This is a genomic window from Neobacillus sp. DHD-1R, assembly GCF_057747995.1.
The window spans coordinates 613550-639739 of sequence record NZ_CM173232.1 but is presented as its reverse complement, the minus strand read 5'-3'; the positions used below and the strand labels follow the sequence as shown (position 1 = coordinate 639739).

Here is a 26190-nt window from a genome sequence, read left to right as displayed (position 1 = left end):
ATTTGAAATAAAAAAACAGCCATTTTATGAACAACATAAAATGGCTGTTTTTAGTACTTTAACACTTTAGTGGAGTGGGGGTCTGACCCCGCCCGCAGCTATTTCTTTCTTTTCATTGAATCCTTTAACAATGAGCCACACTGCTAAAATCATTTCATTAGCTGCTACTGGCAGCGCCAAAATACCACCCCAAACAGAAATTTGCTGAATGACCCCGAACATGACCAACAAGGCACAAAGAAAAACACAAGTTGCCCCTGTCATACCCAAAATGGAAATGAACCTGGGTACAAGTTTAGATTTATAAAATATATAACTGTACATCATTGTATTGATACCCAGCATGAAAAGAGGACCAAGCATAAATGTCCAATCATGTATTGCTTTTAATATTGTACCTGAAGATTGAAAAGATGCGGTATCCACCATTCCTACTGCCACAGATTCTCGGCTTAAGGTCAATAGCGACAGGACGCTGATTACACCAACCGTAATGATAACCGCTTCAAGGAACCTAAAGCAAACATGCCATAGAGCGATCGTCTCATTATATTTTCTTAAAATCGGAAACATGGTCGTTGCCGTACCAACCGCTGAAACGACAAGTATTAATTCCATAACCGCTCCAAGTATCACCTCATTAGCGTGTGCAGCACCATTAATTAAGTAATCGGGGCCCTTTAGGATTGGGTTGTATAAATTAAGACCTATTATTGCCGTAACAGCTGCCAGTATAAACAGTACTCCTACCATTTTTGCTGCTTTTTTATTTGAATTCATTTTTTATCTCCGCCCTATCGTAAATTCAAAAACGGTAAAGTAAATCAAGCAAAGTTCTTACAACTTTGTGTTGTCCCCATAAAAGAATACCTCTTCCAATGGTAAGTTAAATGCGTGAGCAATGCGGAAAGCCAGTTCTAGAGATGGGGAGTAATTTCCTTTTTCAAGAGCCACGATGGTTTGCCTTGTTACGCCCACCTTGTCAGCTAATTGCTGCTGAGTCATTTCATCATGGTTGAATCGTAATTTACGGATGTGATTGCCGACAAGAGTTTTACCCATATTAGACTCCTTTTCGATAGTGATAAAGTTTAGTAACGGAGCCGGTCACATCAGAAATGAATCCTGAACTGATCAGGATAATGAACATTACCTGTGACGGCTGATAGATGATCAATGATCCCATTGCAAGAAGAAAGCCGGCGATAAACACAAAAAAAGAATTTCGGTTCGCTTTCAAGTCAATTAATTTATCCAGTTCATCCGCAAATCTTGGTTCCTTTTCTTTAGTCGTCATTCTAAAGACGATGTTAAAAATAATGCTGATAATGATGTGCGCGACTATTGAAACCAAAGTCAAAATGAGGACGAAGGAACCCCAATAACGAAAGGTTTCGGTCGTTTCCAGACCTCCTTCAGGGTACTTAGGGTACATGTACAAGCCATAAGATACGAAAATGAATATGGCGCTGATCAATGATACAATGCTTTTCTTTTCTTGATAAGTCATGGTTTACACCCCCTGTATGTTCACTTTTACACCATGCATAGTATTATATGCATGATGTAAAAAAAAGTTTACATGAAGTAAAGTATAAATTACGTTAATAGACCAGACACCGCCTATTAGGGCAAAGTGCCGGCCTTGGAGACGCAATTGGTTAGGGGAAGTTAAGAAATGAACTACGGTATAACCGATTTTTCGAACTGCAAATATCAAAAAAGCAGACCAAACTGTTGGTCTGCTGTGTTAAGCTTAGCTGCGCTCTAGTAGAGAATTTCAACTCATTCACCCGTTGGAGTGAAGTATATTAGTAAAAAAGCGCCTGAGTATGTTAAGTACTCAGGCGCTTCTAATCCATATTAACTTTTATGCGCCTTAGAGGATTCGAACCTCTGACCGTACGCTTAGAAGGCGTATGCTCTATCCAGCTGAGCTAAAGGCGCATTATTGAATGGCGGAATGCTCACGTGACCTAACCATTATCATGGATGCCTGTTGAGTATTTCCGATCCAAAAAAATGGCTCCGCAGGTAGGACTCGAACCTACGACCGATCGGTTAACAGCCGATTGCTCTACCACTGAGCTACTGCGGAACAATAAAATACTATTAGAATAAGGTGGGCCTAAATGGACTCGAACCATCGACCTCACGCTTATCAGGCGTGCGCTCTAACCAGCTGAGCTATAGGCCCAAATAGAAGTGTGGAGCGGGTGATGGGAATCGAACCCACTACATCAGCTTGGAAGGCTGAGGTTTTACCAGTAAACTACACCCGCATTTATGATGGAGGCGGCAACCGGATTCGAACCGGTGGTAAAGGTTTTGCAGACCTCTGCCTTACCACTTGGCTATGCCGCCAACATTTAATAGGCATTAGCCCAATCAAATTAGAAAAATGGGGCGGCTGATGGGAATCGAACCCACGAATGTCGGAACCACAATCCGATGCGTTAACCACTTCGCCACAACCGCCATAATGGTGGAGGGGGACGGATTCGAACCGCCGAACCCTGAGGGAGCGGATTTACAGTCCGCCGCGTTTAGCCACTTCGCTACCCCTCCATGTATAAGTTGAAATAGCGTATTAAAAGATATGATGGCGCAGGACGGAATCGAACCGCCGACACAAGGATTTTCAGTCCTTTGCTCTACCGACTGAGCTACTGAGCCAATTTAATATTCTTACCTACAACAAATTTAATGTTAGTCCTTTGCTCAAAAAAACTACTGGGATAAAATGGCGGTCCGGACGGGACTCGAACCCGCGACCTCCTGCGTGACAGGCAGGCATTCTAACCAACTGAACTACCGGACCATATTGCGGGGACAGGATTTGAACCTGTGACCTTCGGGTTATGAGCCCGACGAGCTACCAGACTGCTCCACCCCGCGACAATAAAAATCAAGAATACATATTATGGAGGAGGAAGAGGGATTCGAACCCCCGCGCGGTATGACCCGCCTGTCGGTTTTCAAGACCGATCCCTTCAGCCAGACTTGGGTATTCCTCCAAATAAGTGGAGCCTAGCGGGATCGAACCGCTGACCTCCTGCGTGCAAAGCAGGCGCTCTCCCAGCTGAGCTAAGGCCCCAAAAGTATAAAAATGGTCGGGAAGACAGGATTCGAACCTGCGACCCCTTGGTCCCAAACCAAGTGCTCTACCAAGCTGAGCTACTTCCCGTTATATATGGCATGCCCGATAGAGGGCCAAACCTACAACCATATGGTCTGTAGTCAGATACTCTTTCTATTGAGCTAATGGCGCATTTGGAGCGGAAGACGGGATTCGAACCCGCGACCCCCACCTTGGCAAGGTGATGTTCTACCACTGAACTACTTCCGCATGGAAAAATAAATGAATGCGGGTGAAGGGAGTCGAACCCCCACGCCTTGCGGCGCCAGATCCTAAGTCTGGTGCGTCTGCCAATTCCGCCACACCCGCATATAAATTTATTATGGTGAGCCATGAAGGACTCGAACCTTCGACCCTCTGATTAAAAGTCAGATGCTCTACCAACTGAGCTAATGGCTCGTACATAATGGTGCCGGCGAGAGGACTTGAACCCCCAACCTACTGATTACAAGTCAGTTGCTCTACCAATTGAGCTACCCCGGCTTAGAGTTTAGAAAGAAATATGGTGGAGGATGACGGGATCGAACCGCCGACCCTCTGCTTGTAAGGCAGATGCTCTCCCAGCTGAGCTAATCCTCCAAATATGGTGACCCCTACGGGACTCGAACCCGTGTTACCTCCGTGAAAGGGAGGTGTCTTAACCGCTTGACCAAGGGGCCGTAATAAATTTTCACAAAAAAATAGCCCCAAATGGGGTAGCCTGGCAACGTCCTACTCTCACAGGGACGCGTGTCCCAACTACCATCGGCGCTGAGAAGCTTAACTTCCGTGTTCGGTATGGGAACGGGTGTGACCTTCTCGCCTTAATTACCAGACTATTTTATTGAGAGATCGTTCTCTCAAAACTAGATAATACAGAAGAAGTGTGTAAAACTCAAGTTCGCTTAAAAATGGTTAAGTCCTCGAACGATTAGTATCAGTCAGCTCCACATGTCGCCATGCTTCCACCTCTGACCTATCAACCTGATCATCTTTCAGGGTTCTTACTAGCTTGACGCTATGGGAAATCTCATCTTGAGGGGGGCTTCATGCTTAGATGCTTTCAGCACTTATCCCGTCCGCACATAGCTACCCAGCGATGCCTTTGGCAAGACAACTGGTACACCAGCGGTGCGTCCATCCCGGTCCTCTCGTACTAAGGACAGCTCCTCTCAAATTTCCTGCGCCCACGACGGATAGGGACCGAACTGTCTCACGACGTTCTGAACCCAGCTCGCGTACCGCTTTAATGGGCGAACAGCCCAACCCTTGGGACCGACTACAGCCCCAGGATGCGATGAGCCGACATCGAGGTGCCAAACCTCCCCGTCGATGTGGACTCTTGGGGGAGATAAGCCTGTTATCCCCGGGGTAGCTTTTATCCGTTGAGCGATGGCCCTTCCATGCGGAACCACCGGATCACTAAGCCCGACTTTCGTCCCTGCTCGACTTGTAGGTCTCGCAGTCAAGCTCCCTTGTGCCTTTACACTCTACGAATGATTTCCAACCATTCTGAGGGAACCTTTGGGCGCCTCCGTTACTCTTTAGGAGGCGACCGCCCCAGTCAAACTGCCCACCTGACACTGTCTCCCACCCCGATCAGGGGTGCGGGTTAGAATTTCAATACAGCCAGGGTAGTATCCCACCGACGCCTCCACCGAAGCTAGCGCTCCGGCTTCTCAGGCTCCTACCTATCCTGTACAAGCTGTACCAAAATTCAATATCAGGCTACAGTAAAGCTCCACGGGGTCTTTCCGTCCTGTCGCGGGTAACCTGCATCTTCACAGGTACTATAATTTCACCGAGTCTCTCGTTGAGACAGTGCCCAGATCGTTACGCCTTTCGTGCGGGTCGGAACTTACCCGACAAGGAATTTCGCTACCTTAGGACCGTTATAGTTACGGCCGCCGTTTACTGGGGCTTCGATTTAGAGCTTCGCTTGCGCTAACCCCTCCTCTTAACCTTCCAGCACCGGGCAGGCGTCAGCCCCTATACTTCGCCTTGCGGCTTCGCAGAGACCTGTGTTTTTGCTAAACAGTCGCCTGGGCCTATTCACTGCGGCTCTTCGAGGCTATTCACCCCAAAGAGCACCCCTTCTCCCGAAGTTACGGGGTCATTTTGCCGAGTTCCTTAACGAGAGTTCTCTCGCTCACCTTAGGATTCTCTCCTCGCCTACCTGTGTCGGTTTGCGGTACGGGCACCTTTTATCTCGCTAGAGGCTTTTCTTGGCAGTGTGGAATCAGGAACTTCGGTACTAAACTTCCCTCGCTGTCACAGCTCAGCCTTCACGGTAAGCGGATTTTCCTACTTACCAGCCTAACTGCTTAGACGCGCATATCCAACAGCGCGCTTACCCTATCCTCCTGCGTCCCCCCATCACTCAAACGATAAAGAGGTGGTACAGGAATATCAACCTGTTGTCCATCGCCTACGCCTTTCGGCCTCGGCTTAGGTCCCGACTAACCCTGAGCGGACGAGCCTTCCTCAGGAAACCTTAGGCATTCGGTGGATGAGATTCTCACTCATCTTTCGCTACTCATACCGGCATTCTCACTTCTAAGCGCTCCACCAGTCCTTACGGTCTAGCTTCAACGCCCTTAGAACGCTCTCCTACCACTGACATCGTTGATGTCAATCCACAGCTTCGGTGATACGTTTAGCCCCGGTACATTTTCGGCGCAGAGTCACTCGACCAGTGAGCTATTACGCACTCTTTAAATGGTGGCTGCTTCTAAGCCAACATCCTGGTTGTCTAAGCAACTCCACATCCTTTTCCACTTAACGTATACTTTGGGACCTTAGCTGGTGGTCTGGGCTGTTTCCCTTTTGACTACGGATCTTATCACTCGCAGTCTGACTCCCACGGATAAGTCTTTGGCATTCGGAGTTTGTCTGAATTCGGTAACCCGATGAGGGCCCCTAGTCCAAACAGTGCTCTACCTCCAAGACTCTTACTACGTGAGGCTAGCCCTAAAGCTATTTCGGAGAGAACCAGCTATCTCCAAGTTCGATTGGAATTTCTCCGCTACCCACACCTCATCCCCGCACTTTTCAACGTGCGTGGGTTCGGGCCTCCATCCAGTGTTACCTGGACTTCACCCTGGACATGGGTAGATCACCTGGTTTCGGGTCTACGACCACATACTCATTCGCCCTATTCAGACTCGCTTTCGCTGCGGCTCCGTCTTTTCAACTTAACCTTGCATGGGATCGTAACTCGCCGGTTCATTCTACAAAAGGCACGCCATCACCCATTAACGGGCTCTGACTACTTGTAGGCACACGGTTTCAGGAACTATTTCACTCCCCTTCCGGGGTGCTTTTCACCTTTCCCTCACGGTACTGGTTCACTATCGGTCACTAGGGAGTATTTAGCCTTGGGAGATGGTCCTCCCTGCTTCCGACCGGATTTCTCGTGTCCGGCCGTACTCAGGATCCACTCAGGAGGGAACGAAGTTTCAACTACAGGGTTTTTACCTTCTATGACGGACCTTTCCAGATCGCTTCATTTACCCCGTTCCTTTGTAACTCCATGTTGAGTGTCCTACAACCCCAAGAGGCAGGCCTCTTGGTTTGGGCTATGTCCCGTTTCGCTCGCCGCTACTCAGGGAATCGCGTTTGCTTTCTCTTCCTCCGGGTACTTAGATGTTTCAGTTCCCCGGGTATGCCATCCATACCCTATGTATTCAGGTAAAGATACTACTCCATTACGAGCAGTGGGTTTCCCCATTCGGAAATCTCCGGATCAAAGCTTACTTACAGCTCCCCGAAGCATATCGGTGTTAGTCCCGTCCTTCATCGGCTCCTAGTGCCAAGGCATTCACCGTGCGCCCTTTCTAACTTAACCTAAAAGGTTTGTTTCTCTTAATAAATAAGAGAGAAAACTAAAATGGCGAATTCTCGATGTTTTACTTGCTTCTTCTTACGATTATCTAGTTTTCAAAGAACGAATGTTTCGAGAGATTGTACTCTCAAAACTAAACAAACAAAAAGCGGTCAACTTCTTATCAGTCCGAAAGGACTGCATTATCCTTAGAAAGGAGGTGATCCAGCCGCACCTTCCGATACGGCTACCTTGTTACGACTTCACCCCAATCATCTGTCCCACCTTAGGCGGCTGGCTCCTTACGGTTACCCCACCGACTTCGGGTGTTACAAACTCTCGTGGTGTGACGGGCGGTGTGTACAAGGCCCGGGAACGTATTCACCGCGGCATGCTGATCCGCGATTACTAGCGATTCCGGCTTCATGTAGGCGAGTTGCAGCCTACAATCCGAACTGAGAATGGTTTTATGGGATTGGCTAGGCCTCGCGGCTTTGCTGCCCTTTGTACCATCCATTGTAGCACGTGTGTAGCCCAGGTCATAAGGGGCATGATGATTTGACGTCATCCCCACCTTCCTCCGGTTTGTCACCGGCAGTCTCCTTAGAGTGCCCAACTGAATGCTGGCAACTAAGAACAAGGGTTGCGCTCGTTGCGGGACTTAACCCAACATCTCACGACACGAGCTGACGACAACCATGCACCACCTGTCACTCTGTCCCCCGAAGGGGAACGTCCTATCTCTAGGAGTGTCAGAGGATGTCAAGACCTGGTAAGGTTCTTCGCGTTGCTTCGAATTAAACCACATGCTCCACCGCTTGTGCGGGCCCCCGTCAATTCCTTTGAGTTTCAGCCTTGCGGCCGTACTCCCCAGGCGGAGTGCTTAATGCGTTAGCTGCAGCACTAAGGGGCGGAAACCCCCTAACACTTAGCACTCATCGTTTACGGCGTGGACTACCAGGGTATCTAATCCTGTTTGCTCCCCACGCTTTCGCGCCTCAGCGTCAGTTACAGACCAGAAAGCCGCCTTCGCCACTGGTGTTCCTCCACATCTCTACGCATTTCACCGCTACACGTGGAATTCCGCTTTCCTCTTCTGCACTCAAGTCCCCCAGTTTCCAATGACCCTCCACGGTTGAGCCGTGGGCTTTCACATCAGACTTAAAGGACCGCCTGCGCGCGCTTTACGCCCAATAATTCCGGACAACGCTTGCCACCTACGTATTACCGCGGCTGCTGGCACGTAGTTAGCCGTGGCTTTCTGGTTAGGTACCGTCAAGGTACCGGCAGTTACTCCGATACTTGTTCTTCCCTAACAACAGAGCTTTACGACCCGAAGGCCTTCATCGCTCACGCGGCGTTGCTCCATCAGACTTTCGTCCATTGTGGAAGATTCCCTACTGCTGCCTCCCGTAGGAGTCTGGGCCGTGTCTCAGTCCCAGTGTGGCCGATCACCCTCTCAGGTCGGCTACGCATCGTCGCCTTGGTGAGCCGTTACCTCACCAACTAGCTAATGCGCCGCGGGCCCATCTGTAAGTGACAGCCGAAACCGTCTTTCAGTTTTCCTTCATGTGAAGAAAAAGATTATCCGGTATTAGCACCGGTTTCCCGGTGTTATCCCAGTCTTACAGGCAGGTTGCCCACGTGTTACTCACCCGTCCGCCGCTAATCAACAGGAGCAAGCTCCTGTTGATCCGCTCGACTTGCATGTATTAGGCACGCCGCCAGCGTTCGTCCTGAGCCAGGATCAAACTCTCCAAGAAAGTTGATATAGCTCATAAATGTTACGTTGGCTCGCATTCTTCATTATATATAGAAGAAACACGATTGTTATTGTTTGTTGACGTTTTTGTTTGTTTAGTTTTCAAAGAACAATATTGTTTGTCTTAAGCGACAGTGATATAATCATATCACAACTTTTTTATTATATCAATATAATTTTTTAACTTTTTTCGTTAGCATTCTTAGTTGATATAACCTTTGTTGAAAGCGACTCACTTATCTTATCACCATTAATTTAATTATGCAACAGAAAGTTTTTCTTTTTTTCAAAAGTATTTTTATTTCCTTAAAACCTTTTTTGAGATAACAACCTCTTTCTTTTGACAGTATTAAATAATAAACATGGCTGGTGCCAATCGCGGATAGTATTTTCACTAAAATGACCTTCTTCTTCCTATTATTAAATTATTTTAATAAAACCAATCGATCATACACATGGAAGGGAAACCGATGTTTATCTTTCGTCCACCGTTTTTTGGGTGAAATTAGGACTGATCTGAATTAATAAAAATATCACAAAAAAACCTAAAATTAATACAATGGTTAATTGTCTTAATTTTCATATAATTAAATTGTCCATAATGTAACCGCTTGCAATTGGTGGATATCCATTCTTTGGGGGCAAAGGAGGGAAAAACGTTATATTTTTATGCAAGCGCTTTATGACTAGTTTTATCCATAAAATTTCTAGGAGGTAGAAAAATTGGCAAAAAAATCGAAGCGATTAAGAAAAATGGTCATGTCTTCCCTTATCACAAGTGTGGCGGCTGCCACAATTGCCGGCGGGGCATTAGCCTCACCGCCTGACCACTCAAATGCTGGTGGGAAGAATGCCCCATCGGTTGAAGCCCATGTTAAGCCCATCATTAAGATTGGCCAACGTCAATTTAAAGATCTCAACGCTAACGGCAAGTTAGATCCGTATGAGGACTGGCGCTTGTCCACCGAAAAGCGTGTAGCCGACCTCTTGCCGCGCATGAGCATGGAGGAAAAGGCCGGCATCATGCAAATCACATCACTTAGCACTACCGCCATCAACGATTACATCAATAATCGCCACATTCGCTACCTAATCATCCGAGACAACCCTACAGCAGCAGCACTAGCTGAGCGCGCCAACCAATATCAGGAGATCGCAGAGGCATCGCCGCTTGGTATTCCGATCGTTTTCACCTCTAACCCGAGAAATCACATTAATGAACAAAATGAGTTTGGTATCAGCGAGGCCTCCGGTCAGTTCTCAACTTGGCCTGGAACCCTAGGTCTTGCAGCAACACGTGACCTCAGTCTCATCCGTGACTTTGCCGAGATTGCCCGTGACGAGTGGCGCGCAGCTGGCATCCAAAAGGACTACGGCTACCAGATTGAAACGGCGACTGAACCGCGCTGGCGCCGTATCTCCGGTACCTTCGGAGAAGACCCAGCGTTGAATGCAAAAATTGCCAAAGAACTCGTCCTTGGTTTCCAAGGCAAGGAACTTAGCAGCCAGTCTGTCGCCCAGACCGTTAAGCATTTCCCTGGTGACGGAGCTGTTGTAAAAGGCCTCGACCCGCACAATGAGCCCGGCCAATTTGCGACCTATCCAACACCTGGAAGCTTATACAAATACCAGCTGCCGCCGTTCCAAGCCGCCATTGATGCAGGTGTGAGCTCGGTCATGTCCTACTACAATGTTCCTAAAAACGGGGGCAGTGCCGCACAGCTTCCGCGTGAGCTTTGGCAATCGGAGACCCAGCAGTTCGAAGAGGTGGCGGGTGCCTACAACAAGACCCTCCTCACTGACCTGCTTCGTGACCGGATGGGCTTCAAAGGCTATGTCAACAGCGATAGCGGCGTGCTGACCACCCGCGACTGGGGTGTTCACGACCTATCGATTGAGGAGAAATTTGCTAAGGCCATCGATGCCGGAACCAACATTTTTTCTGACAACAACGACCCAAGCGGGCTGATCTCTGCGGTAAATAAAGGCTTAATTAAAGAGAAGGACCTTAATCCATCAGTGTCCCAGCTGCTTACTGAGATTTTCAACCTTGGTCTTTTCGAGGACCCATATACTAACCCGGCAGAAGCTCAGGCGATCGCCAGCTCAGCGAAGTCACAGGCACGTGCTGATGAAGCGCACCTTAAATCCGTTACACTTCTTCGTAACAACAAGGGGATGCTGCCACTGACTGATAAAAAAATCGCCTCTACAAAGCTGTATGTAGAAGTGTTTAGCGGTAGCAACAGTGCTAATCGCACAGACTCATTGAAGCAGCTCATTGCGAAGGAAGATCCTTCAGTGACTATCGTCAATACGCTTAGTGAAGCGAACGCCGCCCTTATCTGGCTGCGCCCAAGTCCATACGAGTTCCCTGACAACTCTACTGTTGATATTAAACTAGGCAAAAACACAGGCATTGACGTTGCAAAAGTGAAACAAATTGAAGCGGCCGTCCCAACTGCCCTTGTGGTCAATATGACCAATCCATGGGTGATTGATGAGGTCGAGCCTGGCGCTGCATCCGTTGTGGCAACCTATAGCGTCAAGGCCGAAGCACTACTCGATGTCCTTCGCGGACGCTTCAACCCAACTGGTAAGCTGCCAATCACCATCCCAGCCAACCAAGAGGCGGTCGAGAAAAATGCATCTGATGTCCCAGGCTACGCCGAAAAGTTCGACTATACTTACACAAATGCAGCTGGTGATGACTACACCTTTGGCTTTGGTCTCAGCTATAAAAAATAATGCACTAAGGGTTAACAACTATGTTTTATCAGACTACTATTACCGTTCCCTTTAGTGAAAAAATCAAGGTCTAACAAATGGAGAAATATAGAGAAGCCGAGGAAAATTGTATCCTCGGCTTTCTTTTGTTGTTTCTATCATTGTTCTGCTTATACAACAGATTCGCGGATAAAAACCGAGATTCGCGGATAAGCACGATGCAATATTAAATTCAGGAGTAAAGCAATTAAAAATGACCCCAAAATAACGATTTTAGGGAAATACACTAATCTTAATCTAAAAAAATCAAGACACGATTCTATCGGACTTTAAATCTGCCATTTTATTATCCTATGTATACACTACACCACATGGATTCCAAGCCCATAAAGCCTACCCATTCTAGGTTTACCCCTCAAAAACCCTAAAAAGATCTTAAAAACTGACTTCCCCACTACCTTCGTACTTTACCGCTTTAGTCGAGTGGGGGTCTTACCCCCTCTTGTCATTAACAGGATTATGTGGAAATATAAAGATGAGAAAACAACACAACAGTAGTGATTTCCACTACTGTTTTTTATGAGATTGAAAGATAAAGGGGAGCACTATGATTTATGAGTAAAAGAATCGTTTTTTTCACTCTACTATTTACCTTCATGTTTGGTACGTTTGCCTCTGCACATCCAGGGCGAACAGATTCAAATGGAGGCCACACTTGCCGAACCAATTGCGGGAATTGGGGACTTAGTACCGGAGAATATCACTATCACAACGGAGGCGGAACCACTTCAAACCGGTCTTCCACTAGTAGTAATAGTAGTAAGAGTCAGAGCACGAGTATAAATGATAAGGATTGTACAGACTTTGCCTCTTACGATGATATGATTGCATATTGGAATGCAAAAGGTTATTCAGCAACAAACGACCCAGAAAATCTAGATGGTTGGGGAAACGGTCAAGTCGATGACGGGATCCCGTGTGAAGCTCCTGATGGCTATGACCGAACATTGATCAATAATAGTTCTGAACAAAAAGCTCACATCCAAGCGGAACAAGATAACCAAAAAGGCGAAAAAGCAGGATATTCCGTTGGACTTCAGGATGGATATCAAGAAGCAACCAGCAATATGACGAATTCGACGGGTTCATATGATTATAATACCGGGTATTCTGTAGGGTATGAAAAAGGATATGCAGAAGGTAAGAAAAAAATTGAAGCAGCAAAAATAAAGGCCGTAAATGAAGGCTCTTCTTTAGGAAAAAAACAGGACCAGCTCAACATTCCTACTACATATGCTTCTCATGCAGGCTTGAAAAAGGCCTTTGAAGATGGATTTAATAAAGCCGTATCGAAACGAGTCGAAGCAAAGAAAAAGGAATATACTAGCGTAGGTTATTCTGACGGGAAAAAGGATGTTCATTCCCCTCCAAAAGCTGTGGAAGAAATGTTTGTAAATGCCTATCAAGAGGGATATAAAACGGGACAAAGCGAGTTAAAAGAGAACTACGTTAAACAAGGATACGAAGCCGCTTTTACAATGCTAAAATATAAAGCTCCTAACCTAACGAATGAAAAGTTTACAGAATGGTATAAAGAAGGTTTTGAATCGAATAAAGAAATAGTGAAGATTCAAAATGAGGGTTATGCATGGGGGAAATCAGGCGAACCATTAACAACACCAAAGAAATATAACAAAAGCCAAGAGATATTCCAACATTATTACCAATTAGGTCTTAAAGAATATGAAGAAAAGCAAAGCAATACTAAAAAGGCTGCAGCTAGTGGCGTTGGTGTAATCGCATTAAGCTGGCTTGGCAGAAGATTCTATATAGCGAAGAAAATGATTAAATAAAGGTGATGGGAATGGGAGTTTATCAAGCAGTTTGTTATAAGGTTGAGGACTTATTTGTAAAAATGCTAACGAAAAAAACAGAGGTAAAAATTTCGGCAGAGAAAGTAAACCAATACAGAAATGAAAAAGAACAACTCCTGCACCAACGAAAAGCTGTACATACAAAAGAAGTGGCTGTACAAAGCACGATTGAAGAAAAGAAAACTGTAATACAAGAAAGTCAGCCAATTGAACAAAGAGACCTAGATGATAGAGAACTAGAAGAAAGAGAATTAAATGCCTTAATTTCAAAATTGATGGGGAGAGGCCTAGAAAAATCTCATTATGAATACAAAGAGATAAAAAGGAACAAACCATTATTCGAATCCCTTGTTAAAATTGGGCTTGAACCAAACGAAACAGCCTTAAGGCTTATTTTCTGTAAGTATGATCAATCAAGGCAGAGAAAAATGAATGGATACTTGATTCCTACTAATAAAAAGATAATTTTCATAAAAGAAGATTCCACATTTAGGGAATCATTCAGGTACCATATGATTGAGCATGTACATTGGATTCAAAATGGATCTTCTGAAGCAAGTCTCATGGTTAAATGTATAGGAAGAATATTAAAATTTGATGAAATTCATAACATCAGACAACTGAAAAAAGTGAAGGACTCCATCTCAAAATATACATCTAAAAAAGCAATGTAGAAACTCCTGTATAATAGAAGAAGAAAATGATCCATAAAAAATGTCGAGCACTGTCTACCATTGTACTATGATGCTTCACCGCTGTATAAGAGCGGGGGTCTGACCCCCACTCTTTTTTTACACCCTTTACTAGGCATTTGGACAAACACTGCTCTTTCATAAAAATAAACTAGAGTAAGGACGGTGATTGCATTGGCATTCTCATTCAATATTGGGCAATTTGAGGTACATTCTCTTTCTAATAATGCAAATATTAATTTTGGTCGTACTTTTCAAAACAGCCATACTGCCAATAGTTCCATAATCGGCGGCAATTTTAATTTTGGTGATGGTTGCATCATCTTAAGCAAGAGTATTTCTTTCGGTAATATTGAAAACACCAGCAAAGATTCCTAGATAATATGAAAACACATCTGTTGGGCTCGCTAAATAAAAACACCACAGGGACGGTTCTTGTATAGTTAAAAAAAACAATATATTAATTAACAAAAATGGTGTCAGGAATCTGACACCATTTTTTAATAAAGGATTTTCCAATCCGATTCATCTAAAAACACGTACTTCGATCTTACCTATTAATGATTTTCCTTCCCTTTACCATGGCCTTTTCCCTTGTCTTTTCCACGGTCCTTTCCATGATCTTTTCCATTGCTTTTCCCTTGCTGTTTCCATTCCTTTTTTTGTTGCTTCACTTCAGCCTTATTCCCACCATTTTCAGGAGCTGATTTGGTACTAGGTTTTGGTTTTGGTGGTACTTCTGCATTGCCGACACCTTTTATATACAGTTCGTTCTTTACGCTATAGACACTGTTTGGCTGTTGAAAACTGGATGAATCGGTTCCAAATGTTTGCATCATCGCTTTAAACATCAGCTGTGAAATTTTCGTCGTATTTCCGGCCATATAGTTACCAGAACCGTTTTGTGCATATCCGGTCCATACCGCCATAGTGTACTGTGGTGTATATCCGGCGAACCAGCTATCATTTGTCGCTGAATCCGGGTATCCATATTTAGCACGGGTCTGTGCATCAAAATTGGTTGTACCTGTTTTCCCGGCAACATCAAGTCCAGGGATGTTTGCGGTTGTTCCGGTCCCCGCATCTACGACGGTGCGTAACATATCCGTCACCATATAGGCGGTGTAATCCTGCATCACTCGTTTTGATTTCCCCGTAAACTGTACCGTTTTGCCATTTGGAAAAATAACTTTTTGGACAAAATGTGGTTTATTGTAATTACCACCATTTCCAAACGCACTATAAGCCCCTGCCATCATTAAAGGACTAACGGTATTACTTCCAATCGAATAGGATTCATAGACCTGGTTATTTTTAAAGTCAATGCCGAGTTGTTCTGCAAAGTTCTTTGCCTTATCCATTCCAACCTCTCGAAGCGTGAGCAGCGCAGGGATATTGTAGGACTTTTGCAGGGCCGTGCGGATCGTCAGCATTCCGTGATATTGATGATCCCAGTTTGAAATTAATTGACCGGTTGAATAGGTCGTCTTCTGATCATTGATCATATGAGCAGTGGACCATTTTAAATGTTCTATTGCAGGGCCATAATCAAAAATCGGCTTAAAGGCCGAGCCTGGCTGCCGATTAAGATCGACGGCAAAGTTATTCCCTAGGAATGCGGCTTTATAGTCATTTCGCCCGCTTCCAATCGCCCTGACTTCCCCTGTCTTTGTATCTAAAAAAACAAATGCTCCCTGAAAATCCGTATCTGGATAGGCAATAATTTCATTGGTGTTCATCATTTTGTCTGCATAATCCTGTGCTTTTGGATCCAGGGTAGTATAAATAGATAATCCATCCGTGCTGATGTCTACATCCTTCAGTTTTCCCTTTACCTCATTCACAGCTGCATCCAAAAATGCTTCATAAGCCATACCTTCTTGCGTGTTTTTTGCTGCAATTCCTTCTGTTACTGGAACCTTTGATGCTTCCTTCCATTGTTTCTCTGTAATATAACCATCTCTCAGCATCGAACTTAAGACAATATTACGGCGCTTGGTGGCTGCCTCTTTGTTTTCCGGCTTGGACGGGTCGTAACGATTCGGACTCTGTGGCAGTCCGGCTAACATAGCGGCCTGTGCGAGCGTCAATTTTTTCAACTCATTGGCTTCAATTCCATAGTAATTCTTCGCTGCCGCCGCCACGCCATAAGAACGGTTTCCAAGGTAGATTTTGTTTAAATACATCATTAAAATCTCCTGCTTGGAATATTTTTGTTCCAACTGATACGCCAAGTCCCATTCTTGCACTTTTCGCTTTAACGTCTTCTCTGGCGATAAAAAGGAGTTTTTGATCACTTGCTGCGTAATCGTACTGCCTCCTTGCGATCCGAAATCCCCGGTTAAGTTCACGAAAATGGCTTTGGCCGTCCGTTTGATGTCGATCCCATGATGTTCATAAAAATGGGAATCTTCCGTGGCAATAAACGCATGTTCCAGCACTTTTGGAACTTGTTCATATTTGATTTTTGTCCGCTTCTCCTTCCCGTATTCATAAATAAAATTTCCGTTTTTATCATAAAATTTTGTTGAAAGCGGATCGACCAGCTTAGAAGAATCTAATTTAGGCGTACCCTTAATCATCGAAGCGAACGTTATCGCTCCTGCTCCTGTTGAAACAAGTCCAAGCACCAAACAGACAATGAGCACTTTTTTCAACAACGATCCTTTTTTCGGGATTCGATTACTATTTTGTCTTGTTTTTTCAGCTTGTTTTCGCTCTTCACGAGATTGATAGATTTCTTCTGGCATACTTCTTCTCTCCCATGTATATATGTAGTTACGCTAAGTGGTTCTGAATGGAGGAATTGACAATTTGTGAATAGGTTATACCCAAAATAAAAATAATGAACCTTCCTACATGAAACTATTTATAGAAATTCGTAAGCTATCTTCTCTTTATGAGGGCTCTAACAGATTTTTAAGGAATACTAAAAAGCCAGGCGGACGGCCTGGCTCAGATAACTTGCTATTTTTTTAGGGTGGAAGTGGATGAAACACGAAATTTCCAAAGGCAATCACAGGGACAAGTAGATCCGGCTAAAAAAAGTCAACTTTTCCACTTCACCGCTGTATAAGAGTGGGGGTCTGACCCCCACCCCCACCCCTACCCCTATTTCGTAACTCCACTCACATCGATAAACGGTGTGGCTCCACCGGTTACGCTTGGCAGGCGGCCGTCCCATTTTTCTAATGCTTTTTCTTGGACTTCGATTTGTTTTAGTTGGATGAGCTCTGGTGTGACTTCTTGCTTTTTCAACCGTAATGCTTCAGCTTCAGCGCCGGCTTGGGCGACTTTCTGCTCGGCTTCGATTTTGATTCTTTCTAAATCACGTTGTGCGCGTAACGCATTTTGTTCCGCGGTTTGTTTGGATTCAATCGCTTTATTAAATTCATCACTAAACGCAAATTCTTTAATATTGATTTCTTCTAGGATCATATAATATTTGGTTAATTTTACATCAAGCATCTCTTTCACTTTGGCAGATACCTCTGGACGTTTGGAAATTAACTCTTCTGCTGTGTATTGGGCTGTGACGGCTTTAAGTGATTCTGCAATCGCTGGGTCAACAATACGGGACCGATAATCCAATCCGACTTCTTGATAGAGCTTATTGACAGCTTCGGGATCAACCGAAAAGTTGACGGCAACGTTGGCCGTGACCATTTGCAGATCCTTTGAGGCCGCCGTTTGCGAACTTTCTTCCTTTTGTACCCGCACTTCAATCGGTTGAACCGTTTGGATAAATGGAATCTTAAAATGGAACCCTTCCGTTAAAATGGTCGGTTTAACCGCCCCTAATTGCAAAAGAATACCTCTATAACCTGATGCTACTGTGGTAGCTGAAAAAAAGACAATGGCTAAAATAACAATCGCAATGAGCCCGCTGATAATAGACTTCCGATATTGCATTCAGTCTCCCCCTTTTTGCCTTTCCTTTCTAATAAAGAGTGCCTATCATGTTAACTTTATGAAAATAGCACTACGATTAGACCATTAGAGAATACAAAAGGGGCTGATTTATTGTTTCAAAAATAACAAATATCGACCAATTTCAATCTATAATAGCATATTCAAACGTTTAATTAACTAAGAGGTAAGCCTTGCTATAAAGGGTTTTTTATTAAGCTTGTAATAAATAATTTGTCTATAGGCCGACTAGATTTTTTCGGAAAAAAGAACAATATTCCCCAGAAAATGATTCGATTTTGGTGAACCTCCATAAGTCATCTTATTTCTCCCCTTTTCAACACTACTCAAACGTTTGTTTAAATATGCCTTCAACCTACATCAGCAATCATTTCCCACCCCCAATCGCTTAAAAAGAAAGTCGATTTCTATAACCGATCAAACGACAAAAAGGCAGAGAGACTTGGCTCTCCACCTTACACTTTACTACTTTATTGCTTTAAACTTTAGCTGAGTGGGGGTCTGACCCCAAACCAACAATCCCCAAACAACAATCCCCAAACAACAATCCCAAAACAACGATCCCCTAATTCAACAAATGCAAGCAAAATTCCAAGTCGGCTTGGAGGTGTGCTTGCATTAGCATGTCTGCTTTTTGTCCGTCTCTTGCTTTGATAGCAGTGTAGATTTGTTCGTGTTCGTCGATGAGATGGGGGCGGTTGTAGAATACGACTGTTTTTCGAAATAGGTAAATGATCGATGACATCCGATCGATGATATCAATCATGACTGGGTTATTACTGGCACCCACAATAATTTCATGAAACCGCTCATTGGCTTCCATTATTTCCTCGACGGTTCCTGACTTTCCAATTTCAACACATTGATGTAATGATTGAAGTTCATTTTCTTTTAAATAAGACGCAGCACACTTAGCGGAGTAGCCCTCCAGCAGTATGCGTACTTGAAACATATTGCGCAAGTCCTTTTCGGTCGGCTTGACTACTCGTTTATTGACAATAAGTCCCTCATGCTCCAACCTTCGAATCGATTCTCGGATTGGGGTTCTACTGACACCTAGTTCCGCAGCGATTTTTTCCTCGACAATTTTGGTACCGCCAGGAAGTTCTCCATTTAAGATCCTATCCCGAAGGATTTCATACGATTGATGGGAAGCAGGACGAGAGCGATTACTTTCTAACACACTGTTCACCTCAATATCTCTTCAAACCTACATTTATCTTATCAAAATTCATGTCAAAAAAATATATTAGACCTCAGTAATCTTATTTTTTGTATACAAAAATAACAAAAATGTATACAAAAATAAAAAAAGCGAGTACAATATTTTTTGTAAACAATATTTGAAAGCGATTGCAGATGATTGGATCATCCATTGCATCGTTTCACTCATAGCATTCAATACAAAGAGGGGGAATTTTTCATGGAACAAAAAGTCGGGTTTATAGGTCTTGGAATCATGGGGAAACCAATGGCATTAAACCTAATCAAGGCGGGGTTTACACTTACGGTTAACGATCTTAATCAAGATGCCGTTCATCATGTCGTCGAAGCTGGCGCTGTTTCTGCTCCATCCGCAAAAGAAGTAGCAGCAAACAGTGATGTCATTATTACCATGTTACCAGCCTCCAAACATGTGAAAGAAGTTGTTTTAGGGGAAAATGGAATCTTGGCAGGGGCTAAACCAGGTTCGGTCATTATCGATATGAGTTCGATCACCCCTGAAGTTTCTCGGGAATTAGCAGCAGAAGCCGCTAAACAAGGGGTCGGCATGTTGGACGCACCGGTCAGCGGCGGCGAACCGAAAGCGATTGACGGTACATTGGCGATTATGGTTGGCGGTAAAGAAGATGTTTTTGAAAGCGTTAAACCGGTGCTTTATGGCATGGGTAAAGACGTGACTTTAGTTGGCGACAATGGCTGTGGCGTGACCGCAAAGCTTGCGAACCAAATTATTGTAAACCTTAACATCGCCGCTATGTCAGAGGCACTTGTTCTTGCTGCGAAGGCTGGTATTGATATTGAAAAAATGTACCAAGCAATCCGCGGCGGACTTGCCGGAAGTGCAGTTCTTGATGCCAAGGTACCACTCATTTTGGATAGAAATTTCGTGGCTGGCGGCAGTATTGCCATCAATATGAAGGATATTACCAATGTAATGGATACGGCCCATGAAATTGGCGTACCCCTTCCATTATCAAGTCAGTTGCTTGAAATTTTCCATGCCTTAAAGGTCGATGGAAAAATAAAAGACGATCATGGCAGCATTGTTCGTTACTATGAAAAATTGGCCAATGTTGAAGTAAAGAAGGCGTAAATGATGACTGAAACAAAAAGATTATCCGCAGAGTACCTAGAAACCATCCCTGAAGTGGACCGTGAAGCAGTCAATCAGTTACTAGCAGAAGCACTAAAAAGCTTAAACAAAAAAATTATCGTGCTCGATGATGATCCAACAGGTGTCCAAACTGTTCATGATATTTCTGTGTTCACCGATTGGTCGGTGGAAAGCATCGAGCAGGGCTTTAATGAAGAGCAGTCAATGTTTTTCATTTTAACGAATTCCCGAGGATTTACAGCAGAAGAAACCGAAAAGGCTCATCGCGAGATTGCCGCCAATATTCAAACCGTAGCATCTAAGTTAAATAGAGAATTCCTGATAATCAGCCGTGGCGATTCAACCCTTAGAGGCCACTATCCACTCGAAACATCTGTTTTAAAGGATACGCTCGAATCAGGTTCTGACTTGAAAATGGATGGTGAAGTCATCCTTCCATTTTTCAAAGAAGGCGGCCGTTTGACCATCAATAATATCCACTATGTTCAAACTGGTGAGGAACTTGTCCCTGCTGGGGAAACAGAATTTGCCAAAGACCGTACCTTCGGTTATTCTAGCTCTCATTTAGGTGAATGGATTGAAGAAAAATCGAATGGTGAATATCTTGCTAAAAATACCTTATATATTTCTCTTGAACAATTACGTGCATTGGAGATCCGTTCCATTACCGAACAGCTCCTTCAAGTAAACGATTTTAATAAAGTAGTAGTGAATGCCGTCGACGAAGTCGATGTTAAGATATTCACGGCTGCATTAGTACAAGCCATCAATGCTGGTAAGAACTTCCTGTTTAGAAGTGCGGCTGCCCTTCCTAAGGTCATTGGCGGTGTCAGTGATAAAGCACTCTTAACAAGAGAAGAATTAATAATAGAAGAAACAGGGAATGGCGGCTTAGTTATTATCGGTTCCCATGTGAAAAAGACCACGGAGCAGCTTGAAAAATTAAAAGAATTAACTACGATAGAATTTATCGAGTTTAATAGTCATTTAGTTTTACAACCAGAGCAATTCAAAGCGGAATGCGACCGCGTGGTAGAAACAACAGAATCATTGATTCGTTCGGGTAAAACCGTTGCTGTTTATACGAGCAGAGAACGGCTCGACCTTGGGGAAAATAAAAAAGAAGAAGAGCTAAAATTGTCCGTTGCTATTTCTGATGCGGTGACAAGCATTGTAACGAGATTACAAGTGAAACCGAATTTTCTTGTCGCCAAAGGGGGCATTACCTCTAGTGACGTCGGCACAAAAGGCCTAAAAGTTAAAAGAGCAACCGTTGCAGGTCAAATTAGACCAGGAATTCCTGTCTGGAGAACTGGGGAAGAAAGTAAGTATCCAGGCATGTCCTATGTCATTTTTCCAGGCAATGTGGGAACGGTAACTGATTTAAAAGCTGTCGTTGAGATTTTAAGTAATAAGTAATTCAAATTATAAATAAAGGATGCCCAAAGCAATGGGGTCAGACCCCACCACCTTAACATTTCACTACACTTTTTTAATAAGCGAATAGATTGAGTGTTAAACGTGGGGTCAGACCCCTATTGGGGATATCCTTACCTTCAAAGGGGAAAGAGGGAGAAACATGCCAATCGTTTATATTTGTATAGGGGTAGCCCTATTGCTATTATTAATGGTCGTCTTTAAATTAAACGCTTTCATCTCATTAGTTATTGTTGGATTACTTGTCGGAGTTATGGAGGGAATGACCCCGATTGAAGCGATGACATCCGTCACAAACGGCTTGGGCGGAACCCTTGGCAATCTCGTACTGGTTATTGGTTTTGGGGGTATGCTTGGTAAACTGATGGCCGATTCCGGGGGAGCACAACGAATCTCTGCCACATTGGTTAACGCATTTGGAAAAAAACGTGTTCAGCTTGCAGCTGTCCTAACGGCCTTTATTGTTGGGATTGCGCTATTCTTTGAAACCGGTGTTGTCGTATTAATCCCATTAGTCTTCACGATCGCAGCAACAGCAGGTGTACCAATTCTTTATATTGGGATGCCAGTTATAGCGGCTTTGATTACCATGCATGGCTTTGTTCCTCCACACCCTGGACCAACAGCGGTTGCTGGTGTTTATGGTGCTAATATTGGTAAAACTTTATTATATGGTATTCTGATCGCCATTCCAGCGATCTATATCAGTGGACCATTATATACAAAGACGTTTAAAAAGGAAGAGTTAGAAGTAAAAGTTCCAAAAGGACTTTTTAATCCTAAGCAATTTACAGAAGAAGAAATGCCTGGATTTGGGATTAGTGTATTTACGGCTCTTATTCCTGTTATTTTGATTGCATTCCAAGCCATTGTGGAAATCACGATGCCTGAATCATCGCTTATTCCAGCGGCTAAATTTTTAGGAAATCCTGGTGTCGCCTTATTAATCGCCGTTATTGTCGCGATCTTTACCTTTGGTTTAAATAGAGGTAAAAAAATGCCGGAAGTCATGAACTCGATTACAGAATCAATCAGCAGCATCGCAATGATCTTATTAATCATTGGTGCCGGCGGTGCCTTTAAACAAGTTCTTATCGACAGTCATGTTGATAAATATGTGGCCCATTTGATGGAAGGCTCTACCATGTCGCCGTTAATCCTAGCCTGGTTAATCGCGGCAATCTTACGTGTCGTCTTAGGTTCCGCTACCGTTGCCGGATTAACAGCAGCCGGTATTGCGGCACCACTCGTGGCATCTGCACACGTAAGCCCAGAACTTATGGTATTAGCAACTGGTGCAGGAAGCATGACCTTCTCACACGTAAACGATGCCGGCTTCTGGATTTACAAAGAATACTTCAACCTAACCATCGGTAAAACCATTCGTACCTGGTCCGTAATGGTAACGATCGCATCCCTCGTTGGACTTGCCGGTGTGTTAATTATTAATATGTTCCTATAATAAGGGGTCAGACCCCCACTGCTTTAATGCAGTAAAGAAAGTACCCCTCTCTTTATTTAAGAGAGGGGTTTTAGGTGCGCCTAGTGCTGACTGGGGGTTTGACCCCACTATAACCCATCCGCCTCGATACTTCCAGGCTCCTCTTCTTTCGGTTTCGGGATAAAGGTTGAATCGATGATGTCACTTGATTTGATATCTTCTAGAAGGAAGTTCTTATAGTTGGTTTCAAAGAAAGTAGGATGTTGATCCCATTCGGTTTTTGGCAAAGTTAACACGAATTCACCATTTTTATTCGGGATGGTAATGGTGTAGGGAACTTTTACATTCACTCCAATTAGCGTCCCTTTATAAAGAGCACCTGAGGCAACCGTTGTCACCAAAGTAGGTGGTTTGTCATCAATAATCGTTCCCACTTTGGGAAGTACAACATCAATATTCACACTGATATCTTCAGGGAATTGATAGACCTTTTTAGGAGGCAGGGTATAATTTTTATTTTGATAATGAACATAAAAATAATGGTCTTCATCATCTTCCGGGAGATAATACATGGTAAATTGCCCGTTTTTATCACTTGGCTCGGACATACTGAATCCTTCTACTCCATCACGACGTAAATTAACGGTAGCCCCTTCCACGGGATTGCCATCAGCATCCCTTACGGTTCCTCCGACTTTGTATTTATCCGGGGTAAAATTAGGATAGTTTTCGCCGTTATTTAAAATGACATGGGCATGAACATCTACTAATTGTTTATCTTTTTCGTTTGTCATGACTTTGTCAATTTGGATCGGATAATGAACAACAACTTTTTTTTCTAAGGCTAACAACCTTTTTTTTGTTTTTTGATCATCAATGGATTTTCCCTTTACTTTTGCTTGATTCACATTTATGACATGAACGGTTTTATCATCCAAAACATTTCGATTGACTGAAAGAAAAAACTTTCCATCTTGGTTTGTTTCCATGATTCGCTTGTTTGAAATTTGCACCTTTGCTCCCGAAACAGGGATTTGATTAACCGTAATTTTTCCTGTTACATGTTCCGTGTGGCTATTATCCACTTTCCAGTTGACAACAGTGAAATCCGTTTTATCAAGTTCCATGGAAACCTGAACAGGAGCAGCGGACCGCCCCGCTGTTTTGGTTTGTTCACTGCACGCAGTAACAAGGAAAATGCCAACAGCCATTAGGAATAATAGATAAATTTTCCGCTTCATCAAAATCTCCTTATCTAAAAAATAAAGACAGAGAGTCTCTGCCTTTATTTTTTGTTCTTATTTCTTGTCATCTTTCTTTTTATCATGCGGATTCTCATTTGTACCAGCTCCAGCGGCATTTGCTGCTTGTGTTTTATCGCCGTCTAAGCCAAAGACAAAGATTTGTGGATCATTCCCTGCACTGGTAATCATCACATATGTTTTGCCGTCTTTTTCGAAAATACTTGGTGCTGCCGAAATCGTTTTTCCTGTTGTTTGGAAAGACCATAGTTCTTTACCTGTTGCTGTTTCAATGGCTTTAACTTTACCGCCTAATTCACCATAGAAGCTAAGACCTGTTTTGGTACTTGTCAAACCACCGCGCATTGGGTCATCTGTTTTGATTTGGTATTTAATCTTCCCATCATTTAAATCAATGGCCGTAATACGACCAAATGCTGGGATGTCCGTTGGAGCTGCAAAGGATGTACCCATTGCATTTGCTCCAAAAAACAAACCTGTTTTCGCTTCCTGTTCGTTTTTAGCCGATTTATAAAGACCAGGTTGTTCAATAGATGGAATTAAGGTTAGGTTGCTTTCAGGGTCAAACGTATCAGGTGCATAGTTTTGTCCGCCTAATACTCCAGGATAAACCATTACGCCTTCTGATGTTGGTTTTGGATGATCAATCTTACCGAATGCCACATTTTTATAGATCGGTTCACCGGTTTTTGCGTCATAGGCAAACCATTCGGCCCCTTTTGTTCCGACTAGGACCACTTTACGTTCTTTTCCTCCAACGGTTGCTTTTACAACGTCTGGGGAATCCGCCGTATCATAATCCCATAAATCATGAGATAATTGTTGCTGTGCCCAAAGCAATTTACCTGTATTGAGATCTAAAGCTAGGACAGAATTGGTGTGAGGGTTGGCACCTGGACGATTTTCACCGTAAAAATCAGGAGCAGGATTGGCAACAGATACATAAATGGTGTCTGTTTCCTCATCCACACTGGCAGGCATCCAAACAGTTCCCCCACCGCCAAATATTCCATCCTTCAACCAATCTTCGCCCTTAGGCGGCACTGTCCAGAATGGTTCATCCCATGCAGGAGTTAAATCGTCTGCATTAAATACGGTGAAGAATCCACGAACACCATTATCCGAACCCGCACTTCCGATTAATAGTTTGCCTTTGTAAAAAACAGGAACGGAAGATTCATAGTAACCATTTTCAGCTGTTATATCAGGATGAAAATCACTTAGATGCACAAATTTGACGGTTTTTCCTGTTTTAGCATCAATGGAAACGACGCCATTATCCGCAGTAGTCATGTATACTTTTCCATCACCATAAGAAACTCCCCGATTGGTACCAGCCATACCCGTATTCACAATTTTATCTAACACCTCTTGGGGCGGCTGCCATTCCCAAATCGTTTTTCCTGTCAGGGCATCGAAGGCAAATACGTAGTTTTGACTAGTTGTGACATAGGCCACTCCATCTATAACAAGAGGAAAACTTTGGTTTCCGTTTGGAATTTTACTATTTAATTCTTTAAATTTTTTACTCCATACAAGGCCTAAATCTTTGACATTATCTTTTGTGATTTGCGCAAATGGCACATGTCGCGATAATCCGTAATCGTATCCATACGTTGCAAAGTTTCCATATTTCACTTCTTTCACTGTTGGTACCGAATCTTTTGGTTTTTCTTTTGAATCCTGCTCTTGGCAAGCGCTTAAGATAAGAGCAGCAGTTAAAAGTGCCGAACCGATTTTAACCTTTTTATTCATAAAATTTCCTCCTCGACTATTAATTAAATCC

The 26190-nt window shown here is 43.7% G+C and carries 15 protein-coding genes, 19 tRNA genes and 3 rRNA genes; 7 read left to right on the top strand and 30 right to left on the bottom strand.

Going from position 1 to position 26190, the window contains the following annotated elements; all coding sequences use genetic code 11:
• Window positions 1–66 precede the first annotated feature (66 nt).
• The 25 genes from AC3ANL_RS03085 to AC3ANL_RS02965 all read right to left on the bottom strand — a co-directional run bounded on the left by AC3ANL_RS03085 (window position 67) and on the right by AC3ANL_RS02965 (window position 8704).
• On the bottom strand, window positions 67–780 hold the full coding sequence (locus AC3ANL_RS03085) for a DUF4386 domain-containing protein (protein ID WP_488327799.1): 714 nt from the start codon (window positions 778–780) through the stop codon (window positions 67–69).
• 57 nt (window positions 781–837) lie between these two features.
• Window positions 838–1062, bottom strand: a complete 225-nt coding sequence (locus tag AC3ANL_RS03080) for a helix-turn-helix transcriptional regulator (RefSeq protein WP_488327798.1) — start codon at window positions 1060–1062, stop codon at window positions 838–840.
• 1 nt (window position 1063) lies between these two features.
• Complete coding sequence (locus AC3ANL_RS03075; RefSeq protein WP_488327797.1) at window positions 1064–1510, bottom strand: hypothetical protein; 447 nt, start codon at window positions 1508–1510, stop codon at window positions 1064–1066.
• Window positions 1511–1873: 363 nt separating this feature from the next.
• Window positions 1874–1947 (bottom strand) — tRNA-Arg (locus tag AC3ANL_RS03070).
• A gap of 76 nt (window positions 1948–2023) precedes the next feature.
• Window positions 2024–2098: transfer RNA gene (locus AC3ANL_RS03065), tRNA-Asn, on the bottom strand.
• Between the two features lie 25 nt (window positions 2099–2123).
• Window positions 2124–2197: transfer RNA gene (locus AC3ANL_RS03060), tRNA-Ile, on the bottom strand.
• A gap of 11 nt (window positions 2198–2208) precedes the next feature.
• Window positions 2209–2282: transfer RNA gene (locus AC3ANL_RS03055), tRNA-Gly, on the bottom strand.
• 8 nt (window positions 2283–2290) lie between these two features.
• Window positions 2291–2364, bottom strand: a tRNA-Cys gene (locus tag AC3ANL_RS03050).
• 38 nt (window positions 2365–2402) lie between these two features.
• Window positions 2403–2478 (bottom strand) — tRNA-His (locus AC3ANL_RS03045).
• Between the two features lie 5 nt (window positions 2479–2483).
• A tRNA-Tyr gene (locus AC3ANL_RS03040) sits at window positions 2484–2568 on the bottom strand.
• Window positions 2569–2603: 35 nt separating this feature from the next.
• Window positions 2604–2676 (bottom strand) — tRNA-Phe (locus tag AC3ANL_RS03035).
• Between the two features lie 68 nt (window positions 2677–2744).
• Window positions 2745–2821 (bottom strand) — tRNA-Asp (locus AC3ANL_RS03030).
• 3 nt (window positions 2822–2824) lie between these two features.
• Window positions 2825–2898: transfer RNA gene (locus tag AC3ANL_RS03025), tRNA-Met, on the bottom strand.
• 26 nt (window positions 2899–2924) lie between these two features.
• Window positions 2925–3017, bottom strand: a tRNA-Ser gene (locus tag AC3ANL_RS03020).
• A 7-nt stretch (window positions 3018–3024) separates the two neighbouring features.
• Window positions 3025–3097: transfer RNA gene (locus AC3ANL_RS03015), tRNA-Ala, on the bottom strand.
• Between the two features lie 13 nt (window positions 3098–3110).
• Window positions 3111–3187: transfer RNA gene (locus tag AC3ANL_RS03010), tRNA-Pro, on the bottom strand.
• An 87-nt stretch (window positions 3188–3274) separates the two neighbouring features.
• Window positions 3275–3349 (bottom strand) — tRNA-Gly (locus AC3ANL_RS03005).
• 17 nt (window positions 3350–3366) lie between these two features.
• Window positions 3367–3448: transfer RNA gene (locus AC3ANL_RS03000), tRNA-Leu, on the bottom strand.
• 14 nt (window positions 3449–3462) lie between these two features.
• Window positions 3463–3538, bottom strand: a tRNA-Lys gene (locus tag AC3ANL_RS02995).
• An 8-nt stretch (window positions 3539–3546) separates the two neighbouring features.
• Window positions 3547–3622 (bottom strand) — tRNA-Thr (locus AC3ANL_RS02990).
• A gap of 20 nt (window positions 3623–3642) precedes the next feature.
• A tRNA-Val gene (locus tag AC3ANL_RS02985) sits at window positions 3643–3718 on the bottom strand.
• 5 nt (window positions 3719–3723) lie between these two features.
• Window positions 3724–3798: transfer RNA gene (locus AC3ANL_RS02980), tRNA-Glu, on the bottom strand.
• A 39-nt stretch (window positions 3799–3837) separates the two neighbouring features.
• Window positions 3838–3954: ribosomal RNA gene (gene rrf / locus AC3ANL_RS02975) — 5S ribosomal RNA — on the bottom strand.
• Window positions 3955–4029: 75 nt separating this feature from the next.
• Window positions 4030–6965: ribosomal RNA gene (locus AC3ANL_RS02970) — 23S ribosomal RNA — on the bottom strand.
• Between the two features lie 189 nt (window positions 6966–7154).
• Window positions 7155–8704: ribosomal RNA gene (locus tag AC3ANL_RS02965) — 16S ribosomal RNA — on the bottom strand.
• Together the 16S, 23S and 5S rRNA genes with 19 tRNA genes alongside form the textbook arrangement of a ribosomal RNA operon.
• Window positions 8705–9426: 722 nt before the next feature.
• Here AC3ANL_RS02965 and AC3ANL_RS02960 point away from each other — a divergent pair.
• The 4 genes from AC3ANL_RS02960 (at window position 9427) to AC3ANL_RS02945 (ending at window position 14374) form a co-directional block, all read left to right on the top strand.
• On the top strand, window positions 9427–11451 hold the full coding sequence (locus AC3ANL_RS02960; protein ID WP_488327796.1) for a glycoside hydrolase family 3 protein: 2025 nt from the start codon (window positions 9427–9429) through the stop codon (window positions 11449–11451).
• A 593-nt stretch (window positions 11452–12044) separates the two neighbouring features.
• On the top strand, window positions 12045–13283 hold the full coding sequence (locus tag AC3ANL_RS02955) for a YHYH domain-containing protein (protein ID WP_488327795.1): 1239 nt from the start codon (window positions 12045–12047) through the stop codon (window positions 13281–13283).
• Window positions 13284–13294: 11 nt separating this feature from the next.
• Window positions 13295–13978, top strand: coding sequence for a hypothetical protein (locus AC3ANL_RS02950; RefSeq protein ID WP_488327794.1), 684 nt, complete (start codon window positions 13295–13297; stop codon window positions 13976–13978).
• 183 nt (window positions 13979–14161) lie between these two features.
• On the top strand, window positions 14162–14374 hold the full coding sequence (locus tag AC3ANL_RS02945) for a spore germination protein (protein ID WP_488327793.1): 213 nt from the start codon (window positions 14162–14164) through the stop codon (window positions 14372–14374).
• A 179-nt stretch (window positions 14375–14553) separates the two neighbouring features.
• Here the strand turns inward: AC3ANL_RS02945 and AC3ANL_RS02940 are convergent, their stop codons facing one another.
• The 3 genes from AC3ANL_RS02940 to AC3ANL_RS02930 all read right to left on the bottom strand — a co-directional run bounded on the left by AC3ANL_RS02940 (window position 14554) and on the right by AC3ANL_RS02930 (window position 19118).
• Window positions 14554–16746: a transglycosylase domain-containing protein gene (locus AC3ANL_RS02940; RefSeq protein WP_488327792.1), complete on the bottom strand. Its 2193-nt coding sequence runs from the start codon at window positions 16744–16746 to the stop codon at window positions 14554–14556.
• Between the two features lie 361 nt (window positions 16747–17107).
• Complete coding sequence (locus AC3ANL_RS02935) at window positions 17108–17908, bottom strand: prohibitin family protein (RefSeq protein WP_488327791.1); 801 nt, start codon at window positions 17906–17908, stop codon at window positions 17108–17110.
• Window positions 17909–18491: 583 nt separating this feature from the next.
• Window positions 18492–19118 carry a GntR family transcriptional regulator gene (locus AC3ANL_RS02930; protein WP_488327790.1) on the bottom strand — a complete coding sequence of 209 codons (627 nt, stop codon included), beginning with the start codon at window positions 19116–19118 and terminating at the stop codon, window positions 18492–18494.
• A gap of 231 nt (window positions 19119–19349) precedes the next feature.
• Here AC3ANL_RS02930 and garR point away from each other — a divergent pair, with 231 nt between their 5' ends.
• The 3 genes from garR (at window position 19350) to AC3ANL_RS02915 (ending at window position 23163) form a co-directional block, all read left to right on the top strand.
• Window positions 19350–20243 carry a 2-hydroxy-3-oxopropionate reductase gene (gene garR, locus AC3ANL_RS02925; protein ID WP_488327789.1) on the top strand — a complete coding sequence of 298 codons (894 nt, stop codon included), beginning with the start codon at window positions 19350–19352 and terminating at the stop codon, window positions 20241–20243.
• Window positions 20244–20246: 3 nt separating this feature from the next.
• Complete coding sequence (locus tag AC3ANL_RS02920) at window positions 20247–21683, top strand: four-carbon acid sugar kinase family protein (protein ID WP_488329647.1); 1437 nt, start codon at window positions 20247–20249, stop codon at window positions 21681–21683.
• A 160-nt stretch (window positions 21684–21843) separates the two neighbouring features.
• Complete coding sequence (locus AC3ANL_RS02915) at window positions 21844–23163, top strand: gluconate:H+ symporter (RefSeq protein WP_488327788.1); 1320 nt, start codon at window positions 21844–21846, stop codon at window positions 23161–23163.
• A gap of 107 nt (window positions 23164–23270) precedes the next feature.
• Here the strand turns inward: AC3ANL_RS02915 and AC3ANL_RS02910 are convergent, their stop codons facing one another.
• Together AC3ANL_RS02910 and AC3ANL_RS02905 are read right to left on the bottom strand one after the other, a co-directional pair.
• Window positions 23271–24383, bottom strand: coding sequence for an Ig-like domain-containing protein (locus tag AC3ANL_RS02910; protein ID WP_488327787.1), 1113 nt, complete (start codon window positions 24381–24383; stop codon window positions 23271–23273).
• Window positions 24384–24440: 57 nt separating this feature from the next.
• Window positions 24441–26159, bottom strand: coding sequence for an outer membrane protein assembly factor BamB family protein (locus tag AC3ANL_RS02905; protein WP_488327786.1), 1719 nt, complete (start codon window positions 26157–26159; stop codon window positions 24441–24443).
• Between the last annotated feature and the right edge of the window lie 31 nt (window positions 26160–26190).